The sequence below is a fragment of the Sulfurimonas sp. genome, assembly GCF_032250635.1.
Classification (GTDB): Bacteria; Campylobacterota; Campylobacteria; order Campylobacterales; family Sulfurimonadaceae; genus Sulfurimonas.
The window spans coordinates 1-21,404 of record NZ_JAVVFL010000010.1 but is presented as its reverse complement, the minus strand read 5'-3'; the positions used below and the strand labels follow the sequence as shown (position 1 = coordinate 21,404).

The 21,404-nt window shown below is 38.4% G+C and carries 23 protein-coding genes; 11 read left to right on the top strand and 12 right to left on the bottom strand.

Going from position 1 to position 21,404, the window contains the following annotated elements; genetic code table 11:
• Nucleotides 1-194: 194 nt before the first annotated feature.
• Entirely contained in the window at nt 195-1,577 is a 1,383-nt protein-coding gene (thiC, locus tag RQ763_RS01360) for a phosphomethylpyrimidine synthase ThiC (protein ID WP_314150672.1), read from the bottom strand.
• A 204-nt stretch (nt 1,578-1,781) separates the two neighbouring features.
• Between thiC and RQ763_RS01355 the strand changes: the two genes are divergently transcribed.
• The 4 genes from RQ763_RS01355 to RQ763_RS01340 are packed head-to-tail and all read left to right on the top strand — an operon-like array spanning nt 1,782 to nt 5,489.
• A complete protein-coding gene (locus tag RQ763_RS01355) occupies nt 1,782-2,903 on the top strand; it encodes a bifunctional 2-C-methyl-D-erythritol 4-phosphate cytidylyltransferase/2-C-methyl-D-erythritol 2,4-cyclodiphosphate synthase (protein ID WP_314150671.1) in 1,122 nt (373 codons plus the stop codon).
• Nucleotides 2,900-3,787, top strand: a complete 888-nt coding sequence (locus RQ763_RS01350) for a response regulator (RefSeq protein ID WP_314150670.1) — start codon at nt 2,900-2,902, stop codon at nt 3,785-3,787. Before RQ763_RS01355 ends, RQ763_RS01350 begins: the two co-directional genes overlap by 4 nt.
• A complete protein-coding gene (locus RQ763_RS01345; RefSeq protein ID WP_314150668.1) occupies nt 3,765-4,955 on the top strand; it encodes a sulfate adenylyltransferase in 1,191 nt (396 codons plus the stop codon). Before RQ763_RS01350 ends, RQ763_RS01345 begins: the two co-directional genes overlap by 23 nt.
• 27 nt (nt 4,956-4,982) lie before the next feature.
• A complete protein-coding gene (locus tag RQ763_RS01340; RefSeq protein WP_314150667.1) occupies nt 4,983-5,489 on the top strand; it encodes a phosphatidylglycerophosphatase A in 507 nt (168 codons plus the stop codon).
• Nucleotides 5,490-5,640: 151 nt separating this feature from the next.
• On the opposite strand, the gene RQ763_RS01335 is transcribed toward RQ763_RS01340, so the two are convergent.
• The 5 genes from RQ763_RS01335 to gdhA form a co-directional block, all read right to left on the bottom strand.
• Nucleotides 5,641-6,144 (bottom strand): hypothetical protein, encoded by a 504-nt coding sequence (locus RQ763_RS01335; RefSeq protein ID WP_314150665.1) that lies wholly within the window; start codon nt 6,142-6,144, stop codon nt 5,641-5,643.
• Between the two features lie 15 nt (nt 6,145-6,159).
• The gene (locus RQ763_RS01330) at nt 6,160-6,957 is read right to left on the bottom strand and encodes a hypothetical protein (protein ID WP_314150664.1); all 798 of its coding nucleotides are present in this window, start codon (nt 6,955-6,957) and stop codon (nt 6,160-6,162) included.
• A gap of 13 nt (nt 6,958-6,970) precedes the next feature.
• Nucleotides 6,971-8,065, bottom strand: a complete 1,095-nt coding sequence (locus RQ763_RS01325; protein WP_314150662.1) for a 4Fe-4S binding protein — start codon at nt 8,063-8,065, stop codon at nt 6,971-6,973.
• Nucleotides 8,066-8,683 carry a molecular chaperone TorD family protein gene (locus RQ763_RS01320; protein ID WP_314150660.1) on the bottom strand — a complete coding sequence of 206 codons (618 nt, stop codon included), beginning with the start codon at nt 8,681-8,683 and terminating at the stop codon, nt 8,066-8,068.
• Nucleotides 8,684-8,778: 95 nt separating this feature from the next.
• A complete protein-coding gene (gene gdhA, locus RQ763_RS01315) occupies nt 8,779-10,134 on the bottom strand; it encodes an NADP-specific glutamate dehydrogenase (protein WP_314150674.1) in 1,356 nt (451 codons plus the stop codon).
• A 216-nt stretch (nt 10,135-10,350) separates the two neighbouring features.
• On the opposite strand from gdhA, the gene RQ763_RS01310 reads away from it, so the two are divergent.
• Together RQ763_RS01310 and RQ763_RS01305 are read left to right on the top strand one after the other, a co-directional pair.
• Nucleotides 10,351-10,677 (top strand): hypothetical protein, encoded by a 327-nt coding sequence (locus RQ763_RS01310; protein WP_314150659.1) that lies wholly within the window; start codon nt 10,351-10,353, stop codon nt 10,675-10,677.
• A 90-nt stretch (nt 10,678-10,767) separates the two neighbouring features.
• Nucleotides 10,768-12,660 (top strand): methyl-accepting chemotaxis protein, encoded by a 1,893-nt coding sequence (locus RQ763_RS01305; RefSeq protein ID WP_314150657.1) that lies wholly within the window; start codon nt 10,768-10,770, stop codon nt 12,658-12,660.
• Between the two features lie 12 nt (nt 12,661-12,672).
• Here the strand turns inward: RQ763_RS01305 and RQ763_RS01300 are convergent, their stop codons facing one another.
• Nucleotides 12,673-13,041, bottom strand: a complete 369-nt coding sequence (locus RQ763_RS01300; RefSeq protein ID WP_314150656.1) for a hypothetical protein — start codon at nt 13,039-13,041, stop codon at nt 12,673-12,675.
• 63 nt (nt 13,042-13,104) lie between these two features.
• Here RQ763_RS01300 and RQ763_RS01295 point away from each other — a divergent pair, with 63 nt between their 5' ends.
• On the top strand, nt 13,105-13,503 hold the full coding sequence (locus tag RQ763_RS01295; protein WP_314150655.1) for a rhodanese-like domain-containing protein: 399 nt from the start codon (nt 13,105-13,107) through the stop codon (nt 13,501-13,503).
• A 111-nt stretch (nt 13,504-13,614) separates the two neighbouring features.
• Here RQ763_RS01295 and RQ763_RS01290 read toward each other — a convergent pair whose 3' ends face one another.
• Together RQ763_RS01290 and RQ763_RS01285 are read right to left on the bottom strand one after the other, a co-directional pair.
• Nucleotides 13,615-16,722, bottom strand: coding sequence for an efflux RND transporter permease subunit (locus RQ763_RS01290; RefSeq protein WP_314150653.1), 3,108 nt, complete (start codon nt 16,720-16,722; stop codon nt 13,615-13,617).
• Between the two features lie 10 nt (nt 16,723-16,732).
• The gene (locus RQ763_RS01285) at nt 16,733-17,206 is read right to left on the bottom strand and encodes a hypothetical protein (protein WP_314150652.1); all 474 of its coding nucleotides are present in this window, start codon (nt 17,204-17,206) and stop codon (nt 16,733-16,735) included.
• Nucleotides 17,207-17,293: 87 nt separating this feature from the next.
• Between RQ763_RS01285 and RQ763_RS01280 the strand changes: the two genes are divergently transcribed.
• Nucleotides 17,294-18,004, top strand: a complete 711-nt coding sequence (locus RQ763_RS01280; protein ID WP_314150650.1) for a DUF445 domain-containing protein — start codon at nt 17,294-17,296, stop codon at nt 18,002-18,004.
• A gap of 28 nt (nt 18,005-18,032) precedes the next feature.
• Here RQ763_RS01280 and RQ763_RS01275 read toward each other — a convergent pair whose 3' ends face one another.
• Nucleotides 18,033-18,236 carry an RNA-binding S4 domain-containing protein gene (locus tag RQ763_RS01275; protein ID WP_314150649.1) on the bottom strand — a complete coding sequence of 68 codons (204 nt, stop codon included), beginning with the start codon at nt 18,234-18,236 and terminating at the stop codon, nt 18,033-18,035.
• A gap of 91 nt (nt 18,237-18,327) precedes the next feature.
• Between RQ763_RS01275 and RQ763_RS01270 the strand changes: the two genes are divergently transcribed.
• Nucleotides 18,328-18,939, top strand: coding sequence for a putative metalloprotease CJM1_0395 family protein (locus RQ763_RS01270; protein WP_314150648.1), 612 nt, complete (start codon nt 18,328-18,330; stop codon nt 18,937-18,939).
• Between the two features lie 9 nt (nt 18,940-18,948).
• Here RQ763_RS01270 and RQ763_RS01265 read toward each other — a convergent pair whose 3' ends face one another.
• Entirely contained in the window at nt 18,949-19,491 is a 543-nt protein-coding gene (locus RQ763_RS01265) for a hypothetical protein (protein WP_314150646.1), read from the bottom strand.
• 220 nt (nt 19,492-19,711) lie between these two features.
• On the opposite strand from RQ763_RS01265, the gene RQ763_RS01260 reads away from it, so the two are divergent.
• Complete coding sequence (locus RQ763_RS01260) at nt 19,712-19,930, top strand: cold-shock protein (RefSeq protein ID WP_294927796.1); 219 nt, start codon at nt 19,712-19,714, stop codon at nt 19,928-19,930.
• Between the two features lie 73 nt (nt 19,931-20,003).
• On the opposite strand, the gene RQ763_RS01255 is transcribed toward RQ763_RS01260, so the two are convergent.
• A complete protein-coding gene (locus RQ763_RS01255) occupies nt 20,004-20,420 on the bottom strand; it encodes a GNAT family N-acetyltransferase (RefSeq protein ID WP_314150645.1) in 417 nt (138 codons plus the stop codon).
• 83 nt (nt 20,421-20,503) lie between these two features.
• Here RQ763_RS01255 and RQ763_RS01250 point away from each other — a divergent pair.
• A partial coding sequence (locus RQ763_RS01250; RefSeq protein WP_314150644.1) for an FAD-dependent oxidoreductase occupies nt 20,504-21,404 on the top strand: 901 nt, incomplete at its 3' end.

Here is a 21,404-nt window from a genome sequence, read left to right as displayed (position 1 = left end):
CCGTTAATCTCTATACTATTTACAAAACCAAAAGTTACTATGTCCTTGGTAAAACCTGGATATAAAACTTTTGATAGTGCTGAATTTACAATATCTTTAGTCATTTCTATTTTTTTCCTTCATAAATTTCATTTTTGTAACTCTACCATAATTAAATAAGACAAAAATTATCTTGTATCAATTAATTCTATTTTTTAAGCTCCAAGAGCTTCTCTCTCTTTGACTTCTCTCGCAATCTGCTCGATAGCTTCAGGGTTATCCATAATATTTTGCGTTATCTTGTATGAACAAAATTTAGGTCCACACATGGAGCAAAACTCTGCCTCTTTGAAAACATCCTGCGGAAGAGTTTCATCATGATACTCTCTAGCTCTCTCCCCATCAAGGGCAAGCTCAAACTGTCTCTCCCAGTTAAAACCATATCTCGCATCGCTCATCTCATCATCTATATCTCTGGCACCTTTACGACCTCTTGCAATATCCGCTGCATGTGCCGCAATTTTGTAAGCGATTATTCCCTCTCTTACGTCATTTGCATTCGGCAAGCCTAAGTGCTCTTTTGGTGTTACATAACAGAGCATACTTGCTCCGTGCCATCCGCCGACAGCTGCGCCGATGGCAGAACTTATGTGGTCATATCCTGCGGCAATATCCGTAACCAAAGGACCGAGTATATAAAACGGTGCTTCATGGCAAAGTTCACGCTGAAGCTTCATATTTCGTTCAATCTGATTTAGTGGAACATGTCCCGGTCCTTCAATCATAACCTGAACATTTTTCTCCCATGCACGAAGTGTCAAATCGCCTAAAACTTTTAACTCTCCAAGCTGCGCATCATCAGATGCATCCGCCAAACAACCCGGGCGAAGCGAATCTCCAAGAGATAAAGAGACATCATACTTCGCACAGATATCCAAAATCTCATCAAATGCCGTATAAAAAGGGTTTTCTCTGTGATAGTGCATCATCCATGCTGCCATTAAAGAGCCGCCGCGACTCACTATTCCCATCTTTCTTTTTGCAATTTTAGGCATAGTCTCCAGCAAGAAACCGGCATGGATAGTAAAGTAACTAACACCCTGTTTTGCCTGGCGCTCTAAAACTTCAAGCATAACCTCTATACTCAGATCCTCTATTTTGTTTCCAACATCGTGAAGAATTTGATAGATAGGCACAGTTCCTATCGGAATTTTTGAAGAGGCAATTACAGCTCTGCGGATTTCGTCCAAATCGCCGCCCGTTGATAAATCCATGGCAGTGTCGGCTTTATAGTGCTGCGATACCTGCATCTTCTCAACTTCGCCTTGAACATCCGATGCTATTGCCGATGAGCCGATATTTGCATTGATTTTACAACGTGCGGCAATTCCTATTGCCATTGGCTCAAGAGATGTATGGTTTACATTTGCAGGAATAATCAATCTTCCTCTGGCAATTTCACTGCGAATTAACTCCGGAGATAAATCTTCTACCTTTGCGACATACTCCATCTCCTCAGTTATTATTCCCTGTTTTGCGTAGTACATCTGCGTTTTAACGGGGTCGCTATCGCGCTTTTTCACCCATGAAGTTCTCATATTTTTCTCCTAAAAATTGTAATACTAATATGTATCAAGTAGTGAAAATATAATCAAATAAAGTTAATATAATATTAAGTTGATAACTTGCTTTTATAATTTATATCTATTTTGAATATTTATAAAAATAATTTTTTTATTCAAGATAAAAAAAAGCTTTTGGTGTGTATAATTTCGTAACACTTATAGACTTTAGGAGTTTCTTTGTCTAATTTGACGCTTATTTTACTTGCAGCAGGTAGTTCCTCGCGTTTTGAACTAGGTGTCAAGAAGCAATGGCTTAGAGTCGGAAATGAACCTTTGTGGCAATTAGTAGCAAATAGATGTGAAAAAACAGGCTATTTTGAAAAAATTATAATAGCCTCATCGCCCGAAGATATAGAGTTTATGAAACTCTACTCCGACTTCACATTTGTAGAGGGCGGAGCAACAAGACAAGAGTCTTTAAAAAACGCTCTAAAAGAGGTAGATACCGAACATATTCTTGTAAGCGATATTGCGCGCTCATGCATAAGTAACGACTTTTTGCAAAGAATCATCTCTCGCAGAGGCGAAAGTGACTGTATCGTCCCTTATTTGAATGTTACGGACACTATCGTTTATGACGATAAAACCATAGATAGAGAGAGGGTAAAAAGGGTTCAGACTCCTCAACTCTCACTTACTTCAGCTCTAACATCCGCTCTTATGCAAGAAGAGGAGTTTACCGATGAGAGCAGCGCAATAGTTGCAAACGGCGGAAAAAGAGAGTTTATCTTGGGCGAAGAAGATGCTCATAAAATCACGCGTATTGCTGATTTAAAAGAGCTTTCATGCCTTAAGCCGCCATCAGATGATACTCTTAGCGGAACCGGATTTGATGTCCACGCTTTTGATGATAAAGGTGAGATGTACCTAGGTGGCGTAAAGATAGAGTCTGATTATGGCTTTAAAGCTCATAGTGACGGCGATGTAGCGATACACGCTCTCATTGATGCACTGCTTGGCGCTGCAGGGATGGGAGACATAGGGATGATGTTTCCAGACAGTGACGACGCCTATAGAGGTGTAGATTCAAAAGAGCTTTTAAAAGTCGTTGTTACAAAACTTCGCAACTTTGGATTTGTTATAATTAATGTCGATATAACCGTAGCGGCTCAAAAACCGAGAATCGGCGCTTATAAAACGGCTATGAGAAAAACACTCAGCACAATCTTGTGTATAGATGCCCAAAGGGTAAACATAAAAGCAACAACGACAGAAAAACTCGGCTTCATAGGCAGAGGCGAAGGTGTCGGCGTGATAGCAAACGCAAATTTAAAATATTTTGATTGGACAAAGATTTGAAGATACTAATAATAGAAAACGAAGTTTATCTGGCGCAAAGTATTGCTACAAAACTCAGCGAGATTGGTCACATATGTGAAATGTGTACCTCAACAAGAGATGCAATAAAAAGCAATAATTACGATGTTGTTTTGCTCTCCACTAACATAAACGGTCAGGATTTCAATCCTGTAATTGAGACTTTTAAAAAATCGATTATTATTTTAATGGTTTCATATATTAGCAACGATACAGTCTCGAAACCTCTATCTGCAGGCGCTAAAGACTATATATTGAAACCGTTTATGATTGAAGAGCTTATTAGAAAAATAAACCACTATCAGGATTATGATATTCTCAAAAAGAGAAACGAAGCGTATGATAAATATTTAACGCACACTTTCTCATCCATGGCGAACGAGCACAACTTAGACAATATAGAACTTCCACTTTTTATCTCATCTTCATATCAAAAATATGCAGACTCTTTTGCTTTTGAATATGCAAAAAAGAAAAATCTTCCTCTTCATTTTATAACTCTTAGCGATCAAAAAGCGATGAGTGAGATAGAGACTCATAGTGGAAATTCTCTCATCTATATCACTGACCTTCAAATGCTTAAAAAAAATGACAGAAAGGCTCTTTACGCTTTGCTTAAAAACAAAAAAGCCATAATTTCAAGCACGGATAAAATTGAAGATGACGAATATGAAGTTATTGAGATTAAAAGTGAAAATAAAATCTTTGACCAAGGCGAGATTCTTCCGATAGAAGATTATGTGAAGTTTATCGTACTAAATTATCAACACAAATTTCCTGATACGGAATTATCAAAAAAACTCGGAATAAGCCGTAAAAGTTTATGGGAAAAACGGAAGAAATATGACATTGTCAAGAAAAAATAAAACTCTTTTAATTGACAAAGAGGCGGTATCGGCGCTGGAGCTTTTAAAAGATGGTCTCTTGTCTCCCGTTGAATCTCTGATGAACGAAGAGCAGAGTAAAAGCGTTTTAAAAACAGGACTCATTAACGGCAAATCCTTTCCTTTTCCATTTATACTCGCACCTGCTGGAAAGATGAATGCAGAAGTGCTTGCCTCCCTTAAAAAAGATGATGAAGTCACTATTCTTTTTGAGGGAAATCCATTTGCTACCCTCATTGTCGATGAAGTTTTTCATATTGACCCAAGTGAGAGAATAAAGCAGATATACGGAACAGACGACATCTCTCATCCCGGTGTTATAGCGACATTAAAAAGAATAGGTTCTTTAGCTGTAAGCGGCGAGTACACGCTTGCAAATGAATCAAGCAACACAAACAAAAAAGCCATAGATGCTGCAAAAAAACTTATTGATGCCAAACATACAACAGCTCTTGTAATGGCCGCCAACCCTCTTCATCGCGCTCATGAGAGGCTAATTCGCCAAACACTTGAAAATACAGACTTGCTTGTTATATTTTTACTGAAGCCCTATACAGAATCAAATCTCTCTTACAATATACGTAAAAAAGCGCTTGATTTTTTTATAAACAACTTTTTAACAAAAAACCATGTTGTAGTTGTGCCTCTTGAAAACAGCTATATATTTGCCGGATATAATGAGATTATTTTAGATGCCATTGTCGCAAAAAATTACGGCTGTAACAGACTGACAATAGGAAGAAACCATGCTGGGCTTGGAATGTTTTATGACTGCAACTCAAACAAATCCATCATCGACAAAGTTGTAGGAATAGATATAGAGATTAACGTAGCAAGCGAGTATGTCTACTGCGATAAGTGTACAACCCTGGTAAGCAAAAACACCTGTCCACATGGACAACACCACCAGATATCGTACCACGCAACCTCAATTCTTGAACTTTTAGAACTTGGGATTTTACCGCCGACTATTCTTATGAGAAAAGAGATCTCTGCCGTGATACTCTCAAAGCTGCATCCAAACAGATTTAAGAACCTAGAGAAACTCTACTACGACATCCTTCCGGTAGAGGGTCTCTTAGAAGAGCATACGGAAAATGATTTTTACTTAGAGCTTATGAAGCTCTATCAAACAACATCACTGACTTAAGACGAAAACTTTATTGCAAGGAAATAGATGAATTGGTTTTTTATAACGCTAGGATATAGCGGTCTTTCTCCAAAAGCTCCAGGGACTGTTGGGACACTTGTCTCGCTTCCTCTTGGAATGTTGATACTTATCTATTTTAATGCACAGACACTCTTTTTGGCTACTGTTTTAATCTCGGTAATAGCAATTCGCGAGATAAATAAGTATGAAGACAAAAGCGGCATACATGACGATAAGCGCATAGTTATAGACGAACTTGCAGGAATGTGGTTCGCACTTAGCGTTGCACCCGCTATAAGCGTAAGCTTAAGCGAAGTAACCGACTGGCAAAATGGATTTTTAGTGCAAAGTTTGCTCTCATTTGTGCTCTTTAGATATTTTGACATAGCAAAACCATCCATCATAGGCAGACTTGACCGAGAAGCCAAAGGCGGAGTAGGCGTCATGGCAGATGATATCGTAGCCGGTTTTGTAGCAGGTATTTTGAGTGCTGTAATATGGCAGGGATGGCTACAGATTCAAAATTTGTTATAAATTTCTAACCTGCAAAAAAAGAGCTCTTATATGAATTACAAGAGTGGTGCAGTTTCAAGGCGTGTGTGAGGAAGGATACTTTAGTATCTGACGAGCGCAACAACGCAGAAAATGCGTTGCTATTTTAATTCTGGTTACTTACGTAGAAAACCTAAATAAAGAGGGGGTCGGACGATGGCTCTATCTCTTCAAAATCTTCAATAATCTGCTCAAACATCTTCATTGTTTTTTTAGCTTTATGCGCATGTTCGTCAAATATCGCTTTTGATGAAGGGAACGCTTCGCCAAGCTCATTGTAGATCAAAACACGACCGTTTATATGTCTGTTTATCTCACCAAACGCATCTTCAAGATACTTCTTAGAGTTTGTATGTCTAAAAAGAGATCTTATCATTCTTACACGCTCTTTGATCGGCAGAGACTCATCTATTGCCTCGGCAATTCTTTTAATGTCGAGTCTTGAGAGATATACTCCGCTAATTGCAGGAGCCAGAAGCTTTGACGTCAGCGCATCTACAAACTGCGGAACCGGCGCCTCATCTTCCTGGTCTTCTTCTCCTGAATCTTTTTTGAGATCTTCTGGGTCCATTGAACAGCTATCTTTTACTAGCTTGTCAAACTCTGCTCTTAAATCACTTAAATCGTTTTGGTTCATATTTTTTTCCTTTGTTTAAAATCTCATATCGCTTTTGTCATACTCTAGATGGTCGCTCTGTTTCAAAAAATCAAAAACAGCGCTTGAGAGCTCGTTTAGCATATTTTCAAAACCTACATACTCTGCTTCCAACTCATTTGCTCTTACCTTGAGTGGTGAGAACTCTTTTTTTTGCTTCATATCCAGATTTAGATTGCTGAGCTTGCTTATTGACTTTAACGAATTAAAATCCGAAAAGTCAATAACCGCATCATACGATGAGAGGTCTGTTTCCATCCCATCGGCTATTCGGTTTATATCCGCATCTTTAGCGTCTATATAATCTACAAAACCCATCAACCTCTCTAACTCATCATAGAAGTAGCTTATCTCAAACTCTTTTGCCGCGAAGCAAAATGCTTTAGCTCTGCTGCCAATTCCCAAAAGTGCCACTTTTTTGCAACCTCTCTCTTTTAAAAAGTCACAAAGCACTCTCATCCCCAAAATATCACCTACAAGCTTCTGCTCATCTCTTAGCACGATATCGCACATGCCTGAGAATCTGACCGCCTCGCTTACTTCATCAAGCACCTCTACCACATTTTTTGCATACTCGTTAGCTATCAAAGCGCCGTTTACGTGTGACTTTTTCATATTAACCGCGGTAAAGAAAAAATCATCCTCTCTGATGTTCATAGGAATCATCATGGCATCTTTATTATTTGCCTTAAAGAGCTTGTTTAACGTAGCTGAAATGCTGCTCTGCCCCGCAAACTCTCCTATAAAGCCATAAAGCTTCGTGTGATGGGATATCTCATTGCCGTTGTTCATCATCTCTCAAATCTCCTCATATTCCCCAAAGCTCCCTTGCCTCTTCTTCCTCTGCCTTACATCTATAGCAGAGTCTATCGTTGGAGTTGCTGCTAAATATAGTATTGCACTCATCGCATCTTCTGACATTGAACTTTATAAGGTTGTGAACCTCAGGCTCAAAAAATTCCTTGACTCTGTATGTAGGTGAGAGAGTGATTGCCTCCGGCTCGCAAACATCGTGACAAATATGGCACTTTATGCATAAAAACGGATCAAACTCTATTTTAGAGTTTTTAACATCTGAACTCAGAGCTCCGCTTGGACAAACCCTATAACACATCTGACAAGCCGTGCAGGCATCTTTGTCAATCTCTTTTGAAGAGGTGAACGTTAGTTCATCTGCTTCAATAATGTGATACACCTCTGGTTTTTCAACCCGCTTTAGCGCCGTAAAAAAAAGCTTTCTTCTATCTGTAATTCGCTTCTGTTTTAAGAGAGCGATATCGCTTTTTTGCAAAGTGTGCTCAACTAACTCATCTGTTGCTTTTTGAATCTCTTTTTCAAACTGCTGTTTTGCCTTGATCGCGCCCGCTAAATTAACCTTGCTAAAAAACTCTCTTCTATTTGCTGTGCTCTCTTCACCCGAACTCTCTTTTTCATACTTCACATCTTGGAGCTTTATAACCGCACTGCTCTGCATCGCTTCAAGTATATAAGAGGCTTCTTCGTGATTTCTCTCTATTTGAGGCTTGCATTTATGTGCTATTGCGCACTCATCACAGTGCCCCATATCAAAGACAATCTCTTTTTTGAGAAGCGCCATTGATATAATATTTTCAATATTTAAAGCAGCTATACATGGAACATTTTTTCTGCACGATATAAGATTCTCACTATCTTCTATAAAGCTAAAAAAGAACTCTGTCGAACTAAAATCATCCAAAGTGAGCGCCTCGTTTGGACATACCGCATCACATGCGCCACAACCCACACATGCGGAGAAGTTGATTGCGGGAAGCGGGTTTGAGCCAACAACTATAGCTTCGGTTGGGCAGATAAGTTCACATTTGTTGCACTCGCTCTCACGTGAAAGTGAGCGGACACAACGGCTAGCTTTGAGCTGTATCATTTAAAGATTGAGCTCCTTGCTCAAATACTCATTATCACTAAGTATAAACTCCAAAGCCATATCCGCAACATCGTAATACAGAGGTGTTCTTGCCTCATATTTTACATTTATAAGATAGAGCGGTGCCCACTTTAAAAGATGTTTGTTTAAAAATTCGCTCTGAATCACTTTAAGATCTTTTACTGCGTCTAAGTCATCTTCTCCAAGAGCTTTTATCTCCGCCTCTACGAGGTGATGCATAAATTCAAGCTCAACCCCTATATGATCGGCAGAGATTGTACGCGCAACCTCAAAATCAACCATAAAATTGTATGCGCTGTACATATCCGTTACCGGATTAGCACCGCCCGTCTCTATCTTCTGGTCTTCTCTGATGTAAAAGGTCTCGTATGGGATAAGATGCAAAAGAGACAAGTTGACAAAATCTGGGTTTAAATACTCTTGCAGAAGCTTTTCATTCGGCACTTCGCTAAGGGGTTTCCACTCTTTAAGAGTTGGGAAAAAATCCAAAATATTTTCGTCGTTTTTTATCATATTTAACGTACTCTCATCTAACTCTTGCAACAAGACGCGGGATAGTAGTGCGTAGATGTTAGATCTTGCTTTGGTGTTTTGCATATTTTATATTCTTTGTATTAGTTTTTAGGTTTGTAATTTTATCGCAAAAGTCTAAATGTAGGGTTAGGGCAAGTTATTAAAAACTATATGCCCCTCTATATCCCCTCTGCTATCATAGCGTCCGCTACTCTTTTAAATCCGGCTATGTTTGCACCGTCTACATAATTTCCCTCAACATTGTAATCTTTTGCCGTAAGCACGACTCTTTTACAAATCTCATCCATTATAAATTTGAGTTTTATATCTACCTTTTCAAAATGCCATCGCTGCATGGAGGCGTTCTGACTCATCTCAAACTCACTGACCACGACACCGCCGGCGTTTGCCGCTTTTGCAGGAGCAAAACAGATATTGTGGTTTAAAAGTGAATCAATGGCTTCAGGGGTAGATGGCATATTTGCCCCCTCACTCACACTTACACATCCGTTAGCTATCAAATTTTGAGCATCTGCCTCATTGAGCTCGTTTTGCGTCGCACATGGAAATGCAGCATAGCACTTCACTCCCCAGACAGCATGTTCACCTTCTGCATAATCACACACCGGAGTATATTTGGCATCTGGATGAGACTCCAAATAGAGTTCCAAAGAGGCTCTTTTTTCAAACTTTAGCTCTTTTAGGAGGGGCAGATCAACTCCTCTTGAGTCATATATCATCCCTCTTGAGTCGCTGCAAGTAACTGGGATTGCTCCGATTTGTAAAAGTTTCTCTATCGCATGAAGCGCTACATTTCCCGCCCCGCTTACTGCACATATTTTACCCTCAAGAGTCTCTTTATTCTCAAGCTCAAGCATCGTTTGCGTAAAGTATACGACGCCGTATCCGGTAGCTTCGGGTCTCATCAAAGAACCTCCAAACATATAAGGCTTGCCTGTTAAAACACCGTCGTACGAGGATGTTATTTTTTTGTACTCTCCAAAAAGATACCCTATTTCTCGTGCCCCTACCCCGATATCTCCAGCAGGAACGTCAATACGGGGACCTATATATTTATGAAGCTCCGTCATAAAAGCCGAGCAGAACTTCATTATCTCAAAATCACTCTTTCCTTTTGGATCAAAATCGCTTCCGCCCTTTGCTCCGCCTATCGGCAAACCGGTAAGCGAATTTTTTAAAATCTGCTCAAATGCTAAAAATTTCAAAATACCCTCGTTCACGTTTGGATGAAAACGAAGACCTCCTTTATATGGTCCAAGAGTGTTGTTAAACTGGATTCTATAACCCGTATTGACTTTAATATTGTTATTGTCATCAAGCCAGCTGACTTTAAATTTTATTACTCTATCGGGCACCATCAATCTCTCTAAAACAGAGTATTTTGCATACCTTTCATCAGAATTTAGAAGCGGCGCAATTGAAAAGATAACCTCTTGAACCGCTTGAAAGAAAACATTGTTTTGAGCACAATCACCGACTAAAATTTTTTTTATATTTTCCTGAGATATATCCATGTTTTCCTCATCTTCAATCAATTGAACGATTATACAAAAATATCCCATAAAAGGCTCTTGTATTGATGTACAACAAACTTCTATCTTCTCTTTTATGTTAAAATACTACGAAAAAAAGGATCTCCCATAACTTATACAATTCTCCACACCATTCACATATTTTCAGTTTTTATCTATGGCGGATTTCTGTTTGTAGACATACTCTTTCTTTCCAAAATGACTCAGACTCTAAGCGAGGATGAACATGCAAAAGCCAGAGAAGCCATCATGATGCATGTCAGAAAAGTGGTTCCCTATGCTTTGATGGTAGCGGTTGCAAGCGGGGTTTATCTTTTTTCACAAGCCTTCGGTAAAATAGAAAACGGCTCGCTCTCCTACTTTCAGACACTTTTGGCAATAAAAGCATTTTTAGGTTTGTGGCTAGGCTTTAGAGGAATAAACCAAAAACTGTTTAAAATAAATCCGTGGGTGTTTAAAAGCCACTTTTTCCCTTTTAGTCTTGTTGTCATAATTATTCTGCTTTCTCAATTTATGTACCTATAGATTCATAACTTAAGGACATATTTAAATTCATTGTTATAGAATGTGATTAATTTATCTCAATAATCGCAACAAAATAATTAAGGAATTTCAATGTTTAAAAGTTTAAGTATTCACAAAAAGATGAATTACTTTATTGCCATGGTGGCAATCTCCGTTTTTTCGGCTGCTATCTCTATATTTCTCGCCCTTGGTCATATTGAATCAAAGTATGAGCATCTGCATGAAAACTCAATGATAGGCGGTTTGACAACCCTTAAGATAGAGAAGAATCTTAACTATACAAGCAGACTCTCTAGAGATATAATGCTTGGCGGTAATTATGAAAAAAATATGCAGAAGCTTGAAACAACACTTACAGAGATTGAAAAACACTTTACTCTCTTAGAAAAGCTTATGGAAAAAGAGCCATCTCTTGATATGGTCAAAGAGGCTAAAAGCTCTACTATGCTCTTTTTGCAAAACACCCTAAAAATGATGAAGTCTCTAAACTCTCAAGATATACAAGAGAACAAAGATGCCATATATGCCAACTACTCAAAAGAGCTCACTCCATTTGCGAATACCTCCAGAGAGTCATTTGCGAAGCTTGTCGAGCTTAAAGCAGCGGAACTTGACAGAGACTCTATGGGGCTTGCAACCGAGATTAACTTTTTTAAATTCTTAGCCCTTATTTCAGGTATCGTAGTAGGCGTAATAGTTTTAATCTTGGCAACTATGATAAGAAAATCTATAACAAGCGGAATAAACGACTTTACAAGACTAATAAGTCATGTTTCAAAGGGTGATTTCAGCCATAAGGCTGCAACAGTTGATAGAAACACTGAGCTTGGCATTATGGGTTATGAACTCTCCGAGCTCATTAAACACACACAAGACCTTATACATGAGATAAATACTACTATAACGGATGCCTCTAAAGGTATATTTACGCACCGTATCTCCGCTAATGGCATGAGCGGAGAGTTTGTAGATGCGATAGAGAGTGTCGGAAAAAGCATTGAATTTATGAAAACACAGCATCTTAAAGCGCAAAGGGATGTGTTTAACTCAAAGATCAGCACTAAAAGCGTAATGGTTACAGAGTCTCTCTCTATGATTATCTCTGACTTGGATGAGAACCTCAATGATATAAAATCTGTCACGTCTGCAACAAAGCAGGCTTCAGAGCTGGCAAACAACTCAAGAAACGACATAACGGACATAACAAGCGAGCTTAATGCCCTCAATGAGCAGGTAAATATTAACAACGACAGCATCGGCGAAATAACAAATCAGGCGAATGAGATAACCTCTGTTATTCAACTCATTACCGATATTGCGGATCAGACAAATCTATTGGCACTTAACGCGGCAATAGAAGCAGCGCGCGCAGGTGAACATGGAAGAGGATTTGCAGTCGTTGCGGATGAGGTAAGAAAGCTTGCTGAGAGGACTCATAAAGCAACCGGAGAGATCTCGGTTTCCATCAAATCTCTACAGCAGAACATGAGCGAAATACAGACAAGTTCAGACAATATGAAACAGACCGTAGAAGGCTCTACAAATAAGATAAGCGGTTTTGAGAACACCCTTGTTGAACTAAGCGAAAACTCTTCAAAAATAGTCGACTACTCTTACTCAATGGAGAACAGTATATTTATAGTTCTTGCAAAGCTGGATCAGATACTCTTTAAATCCCGTGCTTACAATTCTATAATATCTCTTAAAAATGTCGTACCTTCAAAAGAGGGAGATAAATGCCGCTTAGGGGAGTGGTGCTCTGATGAGGGTAAAAGAAGATTTTCCAACACTGCCTCTTTTGCAAAACTAGATCTTCCTCGCATAACGATAAGCAAAAAGGTACATGAGAACCTCAGCTACTTAGAAAAAAATGCAGAGATTGAAACTATCAAAAATGCAGATAAGATTATCAAAAACTTTGATGAGATGGAGAAAGTCTCTTCAGAAGTATTTGAGCTACTGGATAAAATGCTAAAAGAGTAGAAGTTAGCTTCTTTACTCCCACTCCTCATATTTGGAGTTGGAGTGCTTATCCTTTTTATACCGTCTTGCATTTTTACTCTTCTCAAGCTGATTTGACTCATAAAGAATCTCCTCTTTTATATCTTGTACATCTTTATCGCTATCTGTGTAGCTGATTATCTTTTTAACTAATTTTTGCAAATCCTGAAGATCACCCTTATAAAGAGCTATCTCTTCTACTCTTTGAAGTACTTTTAAACTATTTTCTATCTTTTTATCATACCCATCCCTAGAGAGATCTGACGTGCTTGATAAATAAGAGATAATTCCTCTGTGAAATCTCTCCAAAGCTCTTATATATCGAAGTCTATGTGCATTGTCTATCGCTTTTTGTGATGCCATTTCTTACCCATTATTTATTTATTGATAAAATTATACACTTAATTTTTAGCTTAGGACGTTTAATTGAAGAAAATTGTTTTAACTGTTTTAATTTTATCTGTATCTCTTTTTGCCTCTATACAAAATCAAGAGGCGTCCTCTGAGCTACTAAATTCTAACATACCTATTGTTGACATTAGAACACCTGGAGAGTGGAAGGAGACGGGGCTTCTTAAAGGCTCTATCCCTATTATGCTCTTTGATGAGAAGGGAAATTATGATCTTAAGATTTTTTTAGAAAAACTAAACAGTTCGGTAGATACGAAAAAACCTTTTGCGCTAATCTGCAGAACAGGAAGCAGAACAAAAATATTGGCACAGTTTTTATCACAAAAACTTGGTTATGACGTCATTAACCTTAAAAGCGGCATCGTCTATGCAAAATATATGAGACTGCCTATCCTTCCATATAAATCAAATTAATAGCACCTGATAGTAAAGTTGCAGTTTCTTAAATTTCTCTTTTACTTCACAACAAGAGTAGCGGTGGTATTTGCCGCTATAGCACTTGTTGCATTTTTACTTTGGTCTATTTTATATGCTCTTTTTCTCTAAAGCATCAGGCGGCTCTATTTTGTTAACCATGGCATATAGTGTCGGCAGATAGATAAGATTTAAAAAAGTTCCCCAAAGCAGTCCAAACCCTAAAGATATAGCTATAGGCTGCAATATAACCGCTTGCCCGCTTGCATAAAATATAAGAGTAAATAGACCTAAAAAAGTTGTTACGGATGTTATTACAATCGGGCGAAGTCTTAGTTTTGCACGATGTAAAAACTCCTCTACTTTGTGCGTTCTATGTAAAAAGTCAAGCATTATTATCCCGTCGTTTATTACAACACCCGCAAGTCCTAAAATTCCAATAATAGAAGGCATAGTGAGATTTATTCCCAGCAGTTTATGCCCAAGAAGTGCGCCTAGAGCGGAAAGAGGTATAACACTCATAACCATAAGGACATATTTTACTTTTGGAAAAATAAGCAGCAAGGTTAGAAAAATCAAAAATATTGCGAAAAAGACTGCCTTTTTCATGTCGTCCTTAAGCTGCTCGTTCTTCTCCTTCTCCCCTAGAAGCTCGACATTTACGCCCATTTTTGCTATCTCATCAAGCGTAGGTTGCAACTTCTCTAAAATCTCCTCAGATGTGATATTTCTCTTATCAACATTAGCAAAAACAGTTTTTACGATATTTCCGTTTAGCTTGTTTATCTTCTCATAATCTCTAATTTCAGAGATATCTGCAATATCGGAGAGTTTCACATATCTGCCGTCTCCAAGAGCTATATTGAAACCTAAGAAAGTGGCGATACTGTCTTTTGCACTATCCTCCGTTCTTATCTCCATTATGCCCAAATCGTTAAAGGTGGTTCCCTGCTTCTGCTCTAAAAAGTACGCGCTTAATGTTTTTGCAACGCTAGCTTCACTAAGCCCCAAGCTCTCTCCGTAAGAGTTTACTTTAACCTTGTACTCCATTTTTCCATATTTTATATTGTCGCTGTAATCTTTGATATGCTCCATTTGAGCAAATTTATCTTCTAGTAGTTTTATCCCATTTTGAAGTATGTTATCATTGCTCCCCGATAGATTGATCTGAATATCACTTTTTATAAGACCCGGTTTATCTTCCATCACACCAAGATCTTCCATCTTGTACTTCTCTTTATATACACTTATGATTTCTTTGGCTCTAGGTGAGAGTTCAAACGTCTGTTTTTGTCTAATCTTCTCAGGATTGTCAAACTCAAAACTAAAATTTAAAACTGGATTTATATATTTGTCAATCCAGTTTGTATCTACCCTGTCATATAACTCCATGGTAATCATAAAAACACTATTGTTTCTTTGTGTCTCCCCTGAGAGGCTTCTTCTGTAGCCTACAACTGAAGATATTCCCTTAAGAGAAAACTCCTCTGCATGTTCCATCAATTTTGCTTCAATCTCTTTTGAGATTGCATAGGTGTCTTCTAGTGGAGTATTAATATCTAATTTTGCAGATATGTAGAGATAGTTCCCATCAAAATTCGGAAAAAATTGAAATTTCATAGATTTTGCGGTATAAAAAGTTGCCAGCGGGATTAAAATCATAAAGAGCAGAAGGGACAATTTTTTATGGTGTAAAAAACGCAAAATCACTCTCTCATAAAGATTTTGAAACGGCACCCAGCTGATGAAATTATTGCTTTTTCTCAAAAACTCCTGCGCATGAAGCGGCAAGAAGAAGAAGCTCTCAATCAAAGAGCCTATCAAAATTATAACTACGGTAATCGGGATTAGTAAAATAAAAAGAGCTATCTCTCCTTGCATCATAAATATCGGTAAAAACGCCACTACCGTAGTAACCGTTGCAAGGGTTACGGGAAGTATCATCTCCTTTACGCCGGCTATTGCAGCATCATAGTTATTCATCCCTTCATCTATGTAGCGCTGTATATTTTCGCTCACGACAATAGCGTCATCGACAACAATACCTATAACAATAAGTCCGCCAAGCAAAGAGACAATGTTTATTGAGTATCCCATATAGTAGATGCTCAAAAGTCCAATTATAAAAGAGAAAGGAATTCCAAGAGCTACGATAATTGCAATTCTTAGATTTATCAAAATATACATTGAAAAAAAGACCAATATCAGACCAAACATCAAATTTGAAATAATAGTGTCAAGTCTCTCTTTTACGGGCTTTGAACTATCTTGATAAAAATCAAAATGAGCACCGTTATAATTTTTCTCTATGCCCTTTACATACTCTCTTAGCTCTTTAGACAGAGCGAGCGAATCGCCGCTTACTCCCTTTGAGATGACCAGTGAGATTGTTTTTTTATTGTTGTATGTTGCAAGCGTGTCCGTCTGCGGATACTCAATGCTTACCTCGGCTATATCGCCTAACTTTACAAACCTGCCATCTATATCTAAAATGCTCTCTTTATACTCGTCTGCATCTACCTTTCCATTCGCCGTAGATACATATGCAAAACTTCCCTTTTGCTCTATATTTCCCACGGGAAAGATATAGGAAAGATTAGCTATAGCTTTTTGTACGCCTGCATGTGAGAGTTCATAAGCCAAAATAGCTTCTGAGTTTAATTTAATAATTACCTCTTCATTAGAGTCTCCACGGATTAAAATCTCGCTGATATTCTTTAGCTTTGCTATTTTGGATTTTACATCTTGCGCGATTACGGTCAGGTCGCCTATGGAGAGTCTGTCTGATGAGATAGCAAGCCGTATGAGTGATCTTGTTTTGTCAAGAAGTCTTGCAACAGGCTCATTCATGTCCGATGGCAGATACTGCCTGCTAAGTGCAATAGCATCCTTTACGCGTCCAAGGGTTATCTCCTTGTTTGCGCTGTCACTAAGTGTCAAAAGTATCGCAAATGCTCCCGGCGTTATGGTAGTCTCTGTCTTGTCAATACCACTTATATTACTTAGCTCATCCTCTATATCACGAACTGCCATCTTGTCCATAACATTGGCACTTGCTCCCTTGTAGGAACCGAGTACACTGATTTTATCAAGTTCAACATCCGGAAAAATCTCTTTTGGGATATTTTGATATGCGTTAACTCCCATAAAAATTAAAAAAGCTAAAAGAGCGTAGTTTAGCCTTGAATTTTTTATAAAATACTCAATAAATTTAATCAATGACTTACTCTTAAAGAAGTGATTTTATAACGTTACTTACACCTTGGTGCAGGTTGTAATTTGAAATCGGGAAATCAAGTGCTTCGTTTTCGAGGTCTACGGTATATCTTGCCAAGTAATCACCAAGCACTCCCAAATCAATGGTTTCATACTTTTTAGATGCCGCCTCATCGAGTTTTGTTCTAAGCAAAACTCCTGCCTCATTTGACTTTTGAATCGTAAAAGCCAATGTTTTTAAACTTAGGAAATCACTCCATCTTAAAAAAAGCTCAGGAGTAAGCTCGCTTTGAGGCGCTCCTTCAGGGGAAAAGAGCATGTTTGCATCTCTTAGGGGAATCAAAATACTCAGTATCGCAGCACTAAAAGGAATAACTTTATCCCTCCAAAAAGGAGATTCATTTCTACTTTTCAACTCTGCTTCTAATGTTTGTAAAATCGTTTGTATATCTTCACTTTTAAAAAGTTCGTAACTCTCTTGTTTCATAATTTTCCTGCCATATATAATAAATTTTATTGCCCTAAATTCTAGTATAATTTTGCTTTTAAGATACTTTTTTATAGGGGTCAAACTTTGAAACCAAACAAAGGCTTTATCACAAATCTTCTCGCTATAACTCTTGTCGTTTTATCATTTTTTATTGATGCGGGTATTAGCGAGACACTTTTATATACCGGACTTTTTGCTCTCTCGGGTGCTCTAACAAACCAGCTTGCTATTCATATGCTGTTTGAAAAAGTACCGTTTCTTTACGGTTCAGGAGTTATTCCCGCACGTTTTGAAGCATTTAAAGAGTCTATTAAAAATCTTATGATGAGCCAGTTTTTTACAAAAGAGCAGCTCGATTACTTCTTTAAAAACGAGGAGAAAAAGATAGATTTGGCGCCTATCATAGAGAGTACAGATTTCTCTCCTGCTTTTGACGCACTTACAAAAACCGTTATGGAGTCCTCTTTTGGAGGGATGCTTGGCATGTTTGGAGGAGAGAGCGTGTTAGAGAATCTTCGTGAACCGTTCTCCCTAAAGATGAAAAAGGCCGTTGTAAAGATAGTGGAGAGTGAAACCTTTAACTACACTCTGCAAAACCATCTGAAAAACTCATCCCTAAGCGAGGATATGCTTAAATCTATTGAAGATATTATAGAGATAAGATTAAATGAGTTGACACCGCACATGGTCAAAGAGATAGTACAGCAGCTCATAAAAGAGCACCTCTCATGGCTTGTTGTCTGGGGCGGAGTTTTTGGTGGCTTAATTGGCCTTGTAAGTTCATTTCTACTATAACGCCAAGAGGAGAAAATCCTGCTTGGTTTTATAAAATCTCTATCGTAACTTCAGCAACCTCTATAACATCCCCGCGAACAATTTTCGCTCTTTTTCTAAGCTCAATATCGCCGTTTCTTCTTACATGCCCATCAGCTACAACCATTTTAGCTTCTGCTCCGCTATCTACTAAATCCAAAACTTTTAAAAGCTTATAAAGCTCTATATACTCATCTTTTAATTCAAACTGCATCAATTCTTTCCTTTTATATGTGAAATAGTATCAAATTATTACCCATTTTTTTAAAGCAATTTTTAACTCTCAAAGAAGTAGAATTAAAATTATGGAAATAGGCACTACACTACCTTATGAGATCGGCATTAATTACTCTATAAAACTAAATGAAAAAGAGATTCTAGTTTTTGAAGATGACCCACTTAGGGAGAGTAAAACGTCTGATGAGGAAAAGCTCGAAAAAGAGCGTGAACAAAGAGAGGCTAAAGAAACGAGTTCCGCCGATAAACTTTGCGATGATGAAAAACGCCTAGTATATGAGCTAAGCTCAAGAGATACAGAGGTTCGAGCACATGAAGCTGCTCATCAGGCTGCAGGCGGAGGTATGACGGGAGCTGCTTCTTACAGCTATCAGCAGGGTCCGGATGGAAGAATGTATGCAATCGGAGGAGAGGTCTCTATCTCGATTCCCTCAGGCTCATCTCCGCAAGAGAGTATGAGAAATGCACAGCAAGCTATTGCCGCAGCTATGGCACCAGCCGATCCTAGTGGACAAGACTTTGGAGTTGCTTCAAGCGCAATGGTCATGCTTATAAAAGCACAGCAACAACTCCTCAAAGAGACTCAAGAGGGCATGCTTGGCAAAGAGGTTTATAAGGGTGAATCCGAAAAAAACGCTGCGAACAAAAAAGATACCACCAACTTAGAGATACCAACCTAACGCATATTACTAAACTTCCCTGTCAATTATAGAAAAGCCCAGATCATACATAGCTTTGTCTACCATTTCTATAGCTTTTTCCATAGTTCTTTGTGATATTTCAGGAAGCTCTCCGCCCCACATGGCTTCAGCCTCCTTAAAACCTTGAATCATCCCCTCGCGCCCTGCACGAAATCTAGCTTCATCTGTTCCTGCTCCGCCTATTACAAACTCGGCGATTCTCTGCGATGTCTTTTCTATACCGAAAAAACCATCCTCGCTTACAAGCTCTGCTGCTTCCTCTTTTGAGAGCTGGGCTATCGGTTTTCCGCTATAACCAATCTCTTGCAAAAAGCTCTTAAACTCTTTATGCTGTTTCTTAAAACTCTCCTCTGCATTAGAGACACCGTCTTGAACAACGGCGGAGTTAAATGCCATAGCATTCGCGTTTTGTCTAATCTGCTCTCTTATCTCTAGAGCTTCATCTTTTGATAATTTTTCTGTATAAAGCGGCTTTATGACCAAACTCTTTGATGCAGGTTCAAAAACCTGAGTACTTGAAGATACTTGCATGCTAAACTCCTTCTTTTAATTCTTAATATATCGGTTTAAAGTTAACTTATATAAAATTTTAGTTTTATATACAAAAAATAAAAACTTTTGATATAATGTTTTTGATGAAAGATTTGTGTGTGAGAGCTCATCTATTAGTATATTCTGCTAGACAAACGACTCCCCTATATTTTGACTCCACTTCCAAAGAAGTGAATTTTTACCAAAGAGGTACTACGACATGGCAGAATTGCTAGACGGAACTGTTAAATGGTTCAATGAAGAAAAAGGTTATGGTTTTATTCAACAAGACAATGGTGGTAAAGATGTATTCGTACACTTTCGCCAAGTAAACAGAACGGGACCTGGTCGCGTTTCTTTATCTGAGGGTCAAAAAGTAACTTATGAACTAGGCGAGGGACAAAAAGGTCCTCAAGCTGAGAACGTAACTCCTTTATAATTCCACTCTTGCAGGCTTTTTGCCTGCAAAACTCTCTACCACGCTTCTTCTCTACTCTTAAAAACAATCCAACTCAAACACTCTTTAAAAAAACAAAACTCTTTTTAGCAAAACCATTTTTTTCATAAAATTCGTGTGCTTTTTCTCTATAAATACCGGATGACAAGACTATATTTTCACACATTCCCATTTTTGCAAAGTCATGAAGGTAATCAAGCATCATCTTGCCGTACCCTCTGCCCCTATACTTTTCATCGGTAACCAGATCAAAAACATAGAGATGTCTTTTGTGGTAAAGATTTGTCTGCACGGCAACTCCGGCGTAAGTTATGAGAACCTCTCCGTCCATCACTCCAACCATTTTATACTCCATGCTTCTCATCTCATAGATTAGGTCTTCAAACTCATCGTAGTCAAGTTCCGTGCGAAGCTGTGAGAGAACATCAAAAACACTCACCAACTCTTTTAAGTCCAACTCTCTGATCTGCATATCTATTCCAACCAAAATTAAATTATAAAATATTATAACAAATTCGCTACAATACAGCTAAATATGAGACTGGATAGGTAGAAATGGGCGTTAAAAATTTTGAAGTTATAATAGTAGGAGCCGGAGTATCGGGAACGGCATTAGCCTATGAACTTGCAAGATACACCGACATTAAGTCTATCGGCATTATTGAAAAATACGAAGATATTGCTACACTAAACTCATGCGCAACAAGCAACTCTCAAACTATACATGTAGGGGACATTGAGACCAACTATACGCTTCAAAAGGCCGCAATCACCAAAAGAACGGCGAAGATGGTCGAAAAATACTGCCTGCAGCACAATTATCAAAACAAAATAATATTCTCACATCAAAAAATGGCACTCGGTGTCGGGAAAAAAGAGGTAGAGTTTCTGCTTCACCGTTATGAAGAGTTCTCAGAGCTTTTTCCATATCTTGAGGTTTGGGATAAAGATAAATTAAAAGAGGTTGAACCCCGCGTTGTATTCGATGAGGATGGCAATGAAAGGCGCGAGAACATTGTCGGTATAGGAACAAAAGATCAGTGGACAACGGTTGATTATCAAAAACTCTCAAGCTCATTTGTAGAAAATGCAAAAAAAGAGAAAGATGTAGAACTCGAACTCTTTTTAAATACTAAAGTACAAAGCATTGAGAAGAGCAAAAAACGCGGTTATGTAGTCAAAACAAAAGACGATACCTTTTATGCTGACTTCGTAGTCGTAGATGCCGGAGCACATTCGCTCTTTTTGGCACACCAAATGGGATTTGGACTAAATCTTGGCTGTCTGCCGGTTGCCGGAAGCTTCTATATGACAAATGAGAAGATGCTTAATGGCAAAGTTTATATGATTCAAAACCCAAAACTTCCATTCGCCGCCCTTCATGGCGACCCTGATGTTCTGGCTGATGGCAATACGCGATTTGGTCCTACCGCACTAATGCTTCCAAAACTTGTGC

Bases quoted from the DNA above. Each gene is read 5' to 3' on its own strand.
- thiC (WP_314150672.1), bottom strand. From the start codon at position 1,577: ATGAGAACTTCATGGGTGAAAAAGCGCGATAGCGACCCCGTTAAAACG.
- RQ763_RS01345 (WP_314150668.1), top strand. From the start codon at position 3,765: ATGACATTGTCAAGAAAAAATAAAACTCTTTTAATTGACAAAGAGGCG.
- RQ763_RS01340 (WP_314150667.1), top strand. From the start codon at position 4,983: ATGAATTGGTTTTTTATAACGCTAGGATATAGCGGTCTTTCTCCAAAA.
- RQ763_RS01335 (WP_314150665.1), bottom strand. From the start codon at position 6,144: ATGAACCAAAACGATTTAAGTGATTTAAGAGCAGAGTTTGACAAGCTA.
- RQ763_RS01330 (WP_314150664.1), bottom strand. From the start codon at position 6,957: ATGATGAACAACGGCAATGAGATATCCCATCACACGAAGCTTTATGGC.
- RQ763_RS01325 (WP_314150662.1), bottom strand. From the start codon at position 8,065: ATGATACAGCTCAAAGCTAGCCGTTGTGTCCGCTCACTTTCACGTGAG.
- RQ763_RS01320 (WP_314150660.1), bottom strand. From the start codon at position 8,683: ATGCAAAACACCAAAGCAAGATCTAACATCTACGCACTACTATCCCGC.
- gdhA (WP_314150674.1), bottom strand. From the start codon at position 10,134: ATGGATATATCTCAGGAAAATATAAAAAAAATTTTAGTCGGTGATTGT.
- RQ763_RS01310 (WP_314150659.1), top strand. From the start codon at position 10,351: ATGACTCAGACTCTAAGCGAGGATGAACATGCAAAAGCCAGAGAAGCC.
- RQ763_RS01305 (WP_314150657.1), top strand. From the start codon at position 10,768: ATGTTTAAAAGTTTAAGTATTCACAAAAAGATGAATTACTTTATTGCC.
- RQ763_RS01300 (WP_314150656.1), bottom strand. From the start codon at position 13,041: ATGGCATCACAAAAAGCGATAGACAATGCACATAGACTTCGATATATA.
- RQ763_RS01285 (WP_314150652.1), bottom strand. From the start codon at position 17,206: ATGAAACAAGAGAGTTACGAACTTTTTAAAAGTGAAGATATACAAACG.
- RQ763_RS01275 (WP_314150649.1), bottom strand. From the start codon at position 18,236: ATGCAGTTTGAATTAAAAGATGAGTATATAGAGCTTTATAAGCTTTTA.
- RQ763_RS01270 (WP_314150648.1), top strand. From the start codon at position 18,328: ATGGAAATAGGCACTACACTACCTTATGAGATCGGCATTAATTACTCT.
- RQ763_RS01265 (WP_314150646.1), bottom strand. From the start codon at position 19,491: ATGCAAGTATCTTCAAGTACTCAGGTTTTTGAACCTGCATCAAAGAGT.
- RQ763_RS01260 (WP_294927796.1), top strand. From the start codon at position 19,712: ATGGCAGAATTGCTAGACGGAACTGTTAAATGGTTCAATGAAGAAAAA.
- RQ763_RS01255 (WP_314150645.1), bottom strand. From the start codon at position 20,420: ATGCAGATCAGAGAGTTGGACTTAAAAGAGTTGGTGAGTGTTTTTGAT.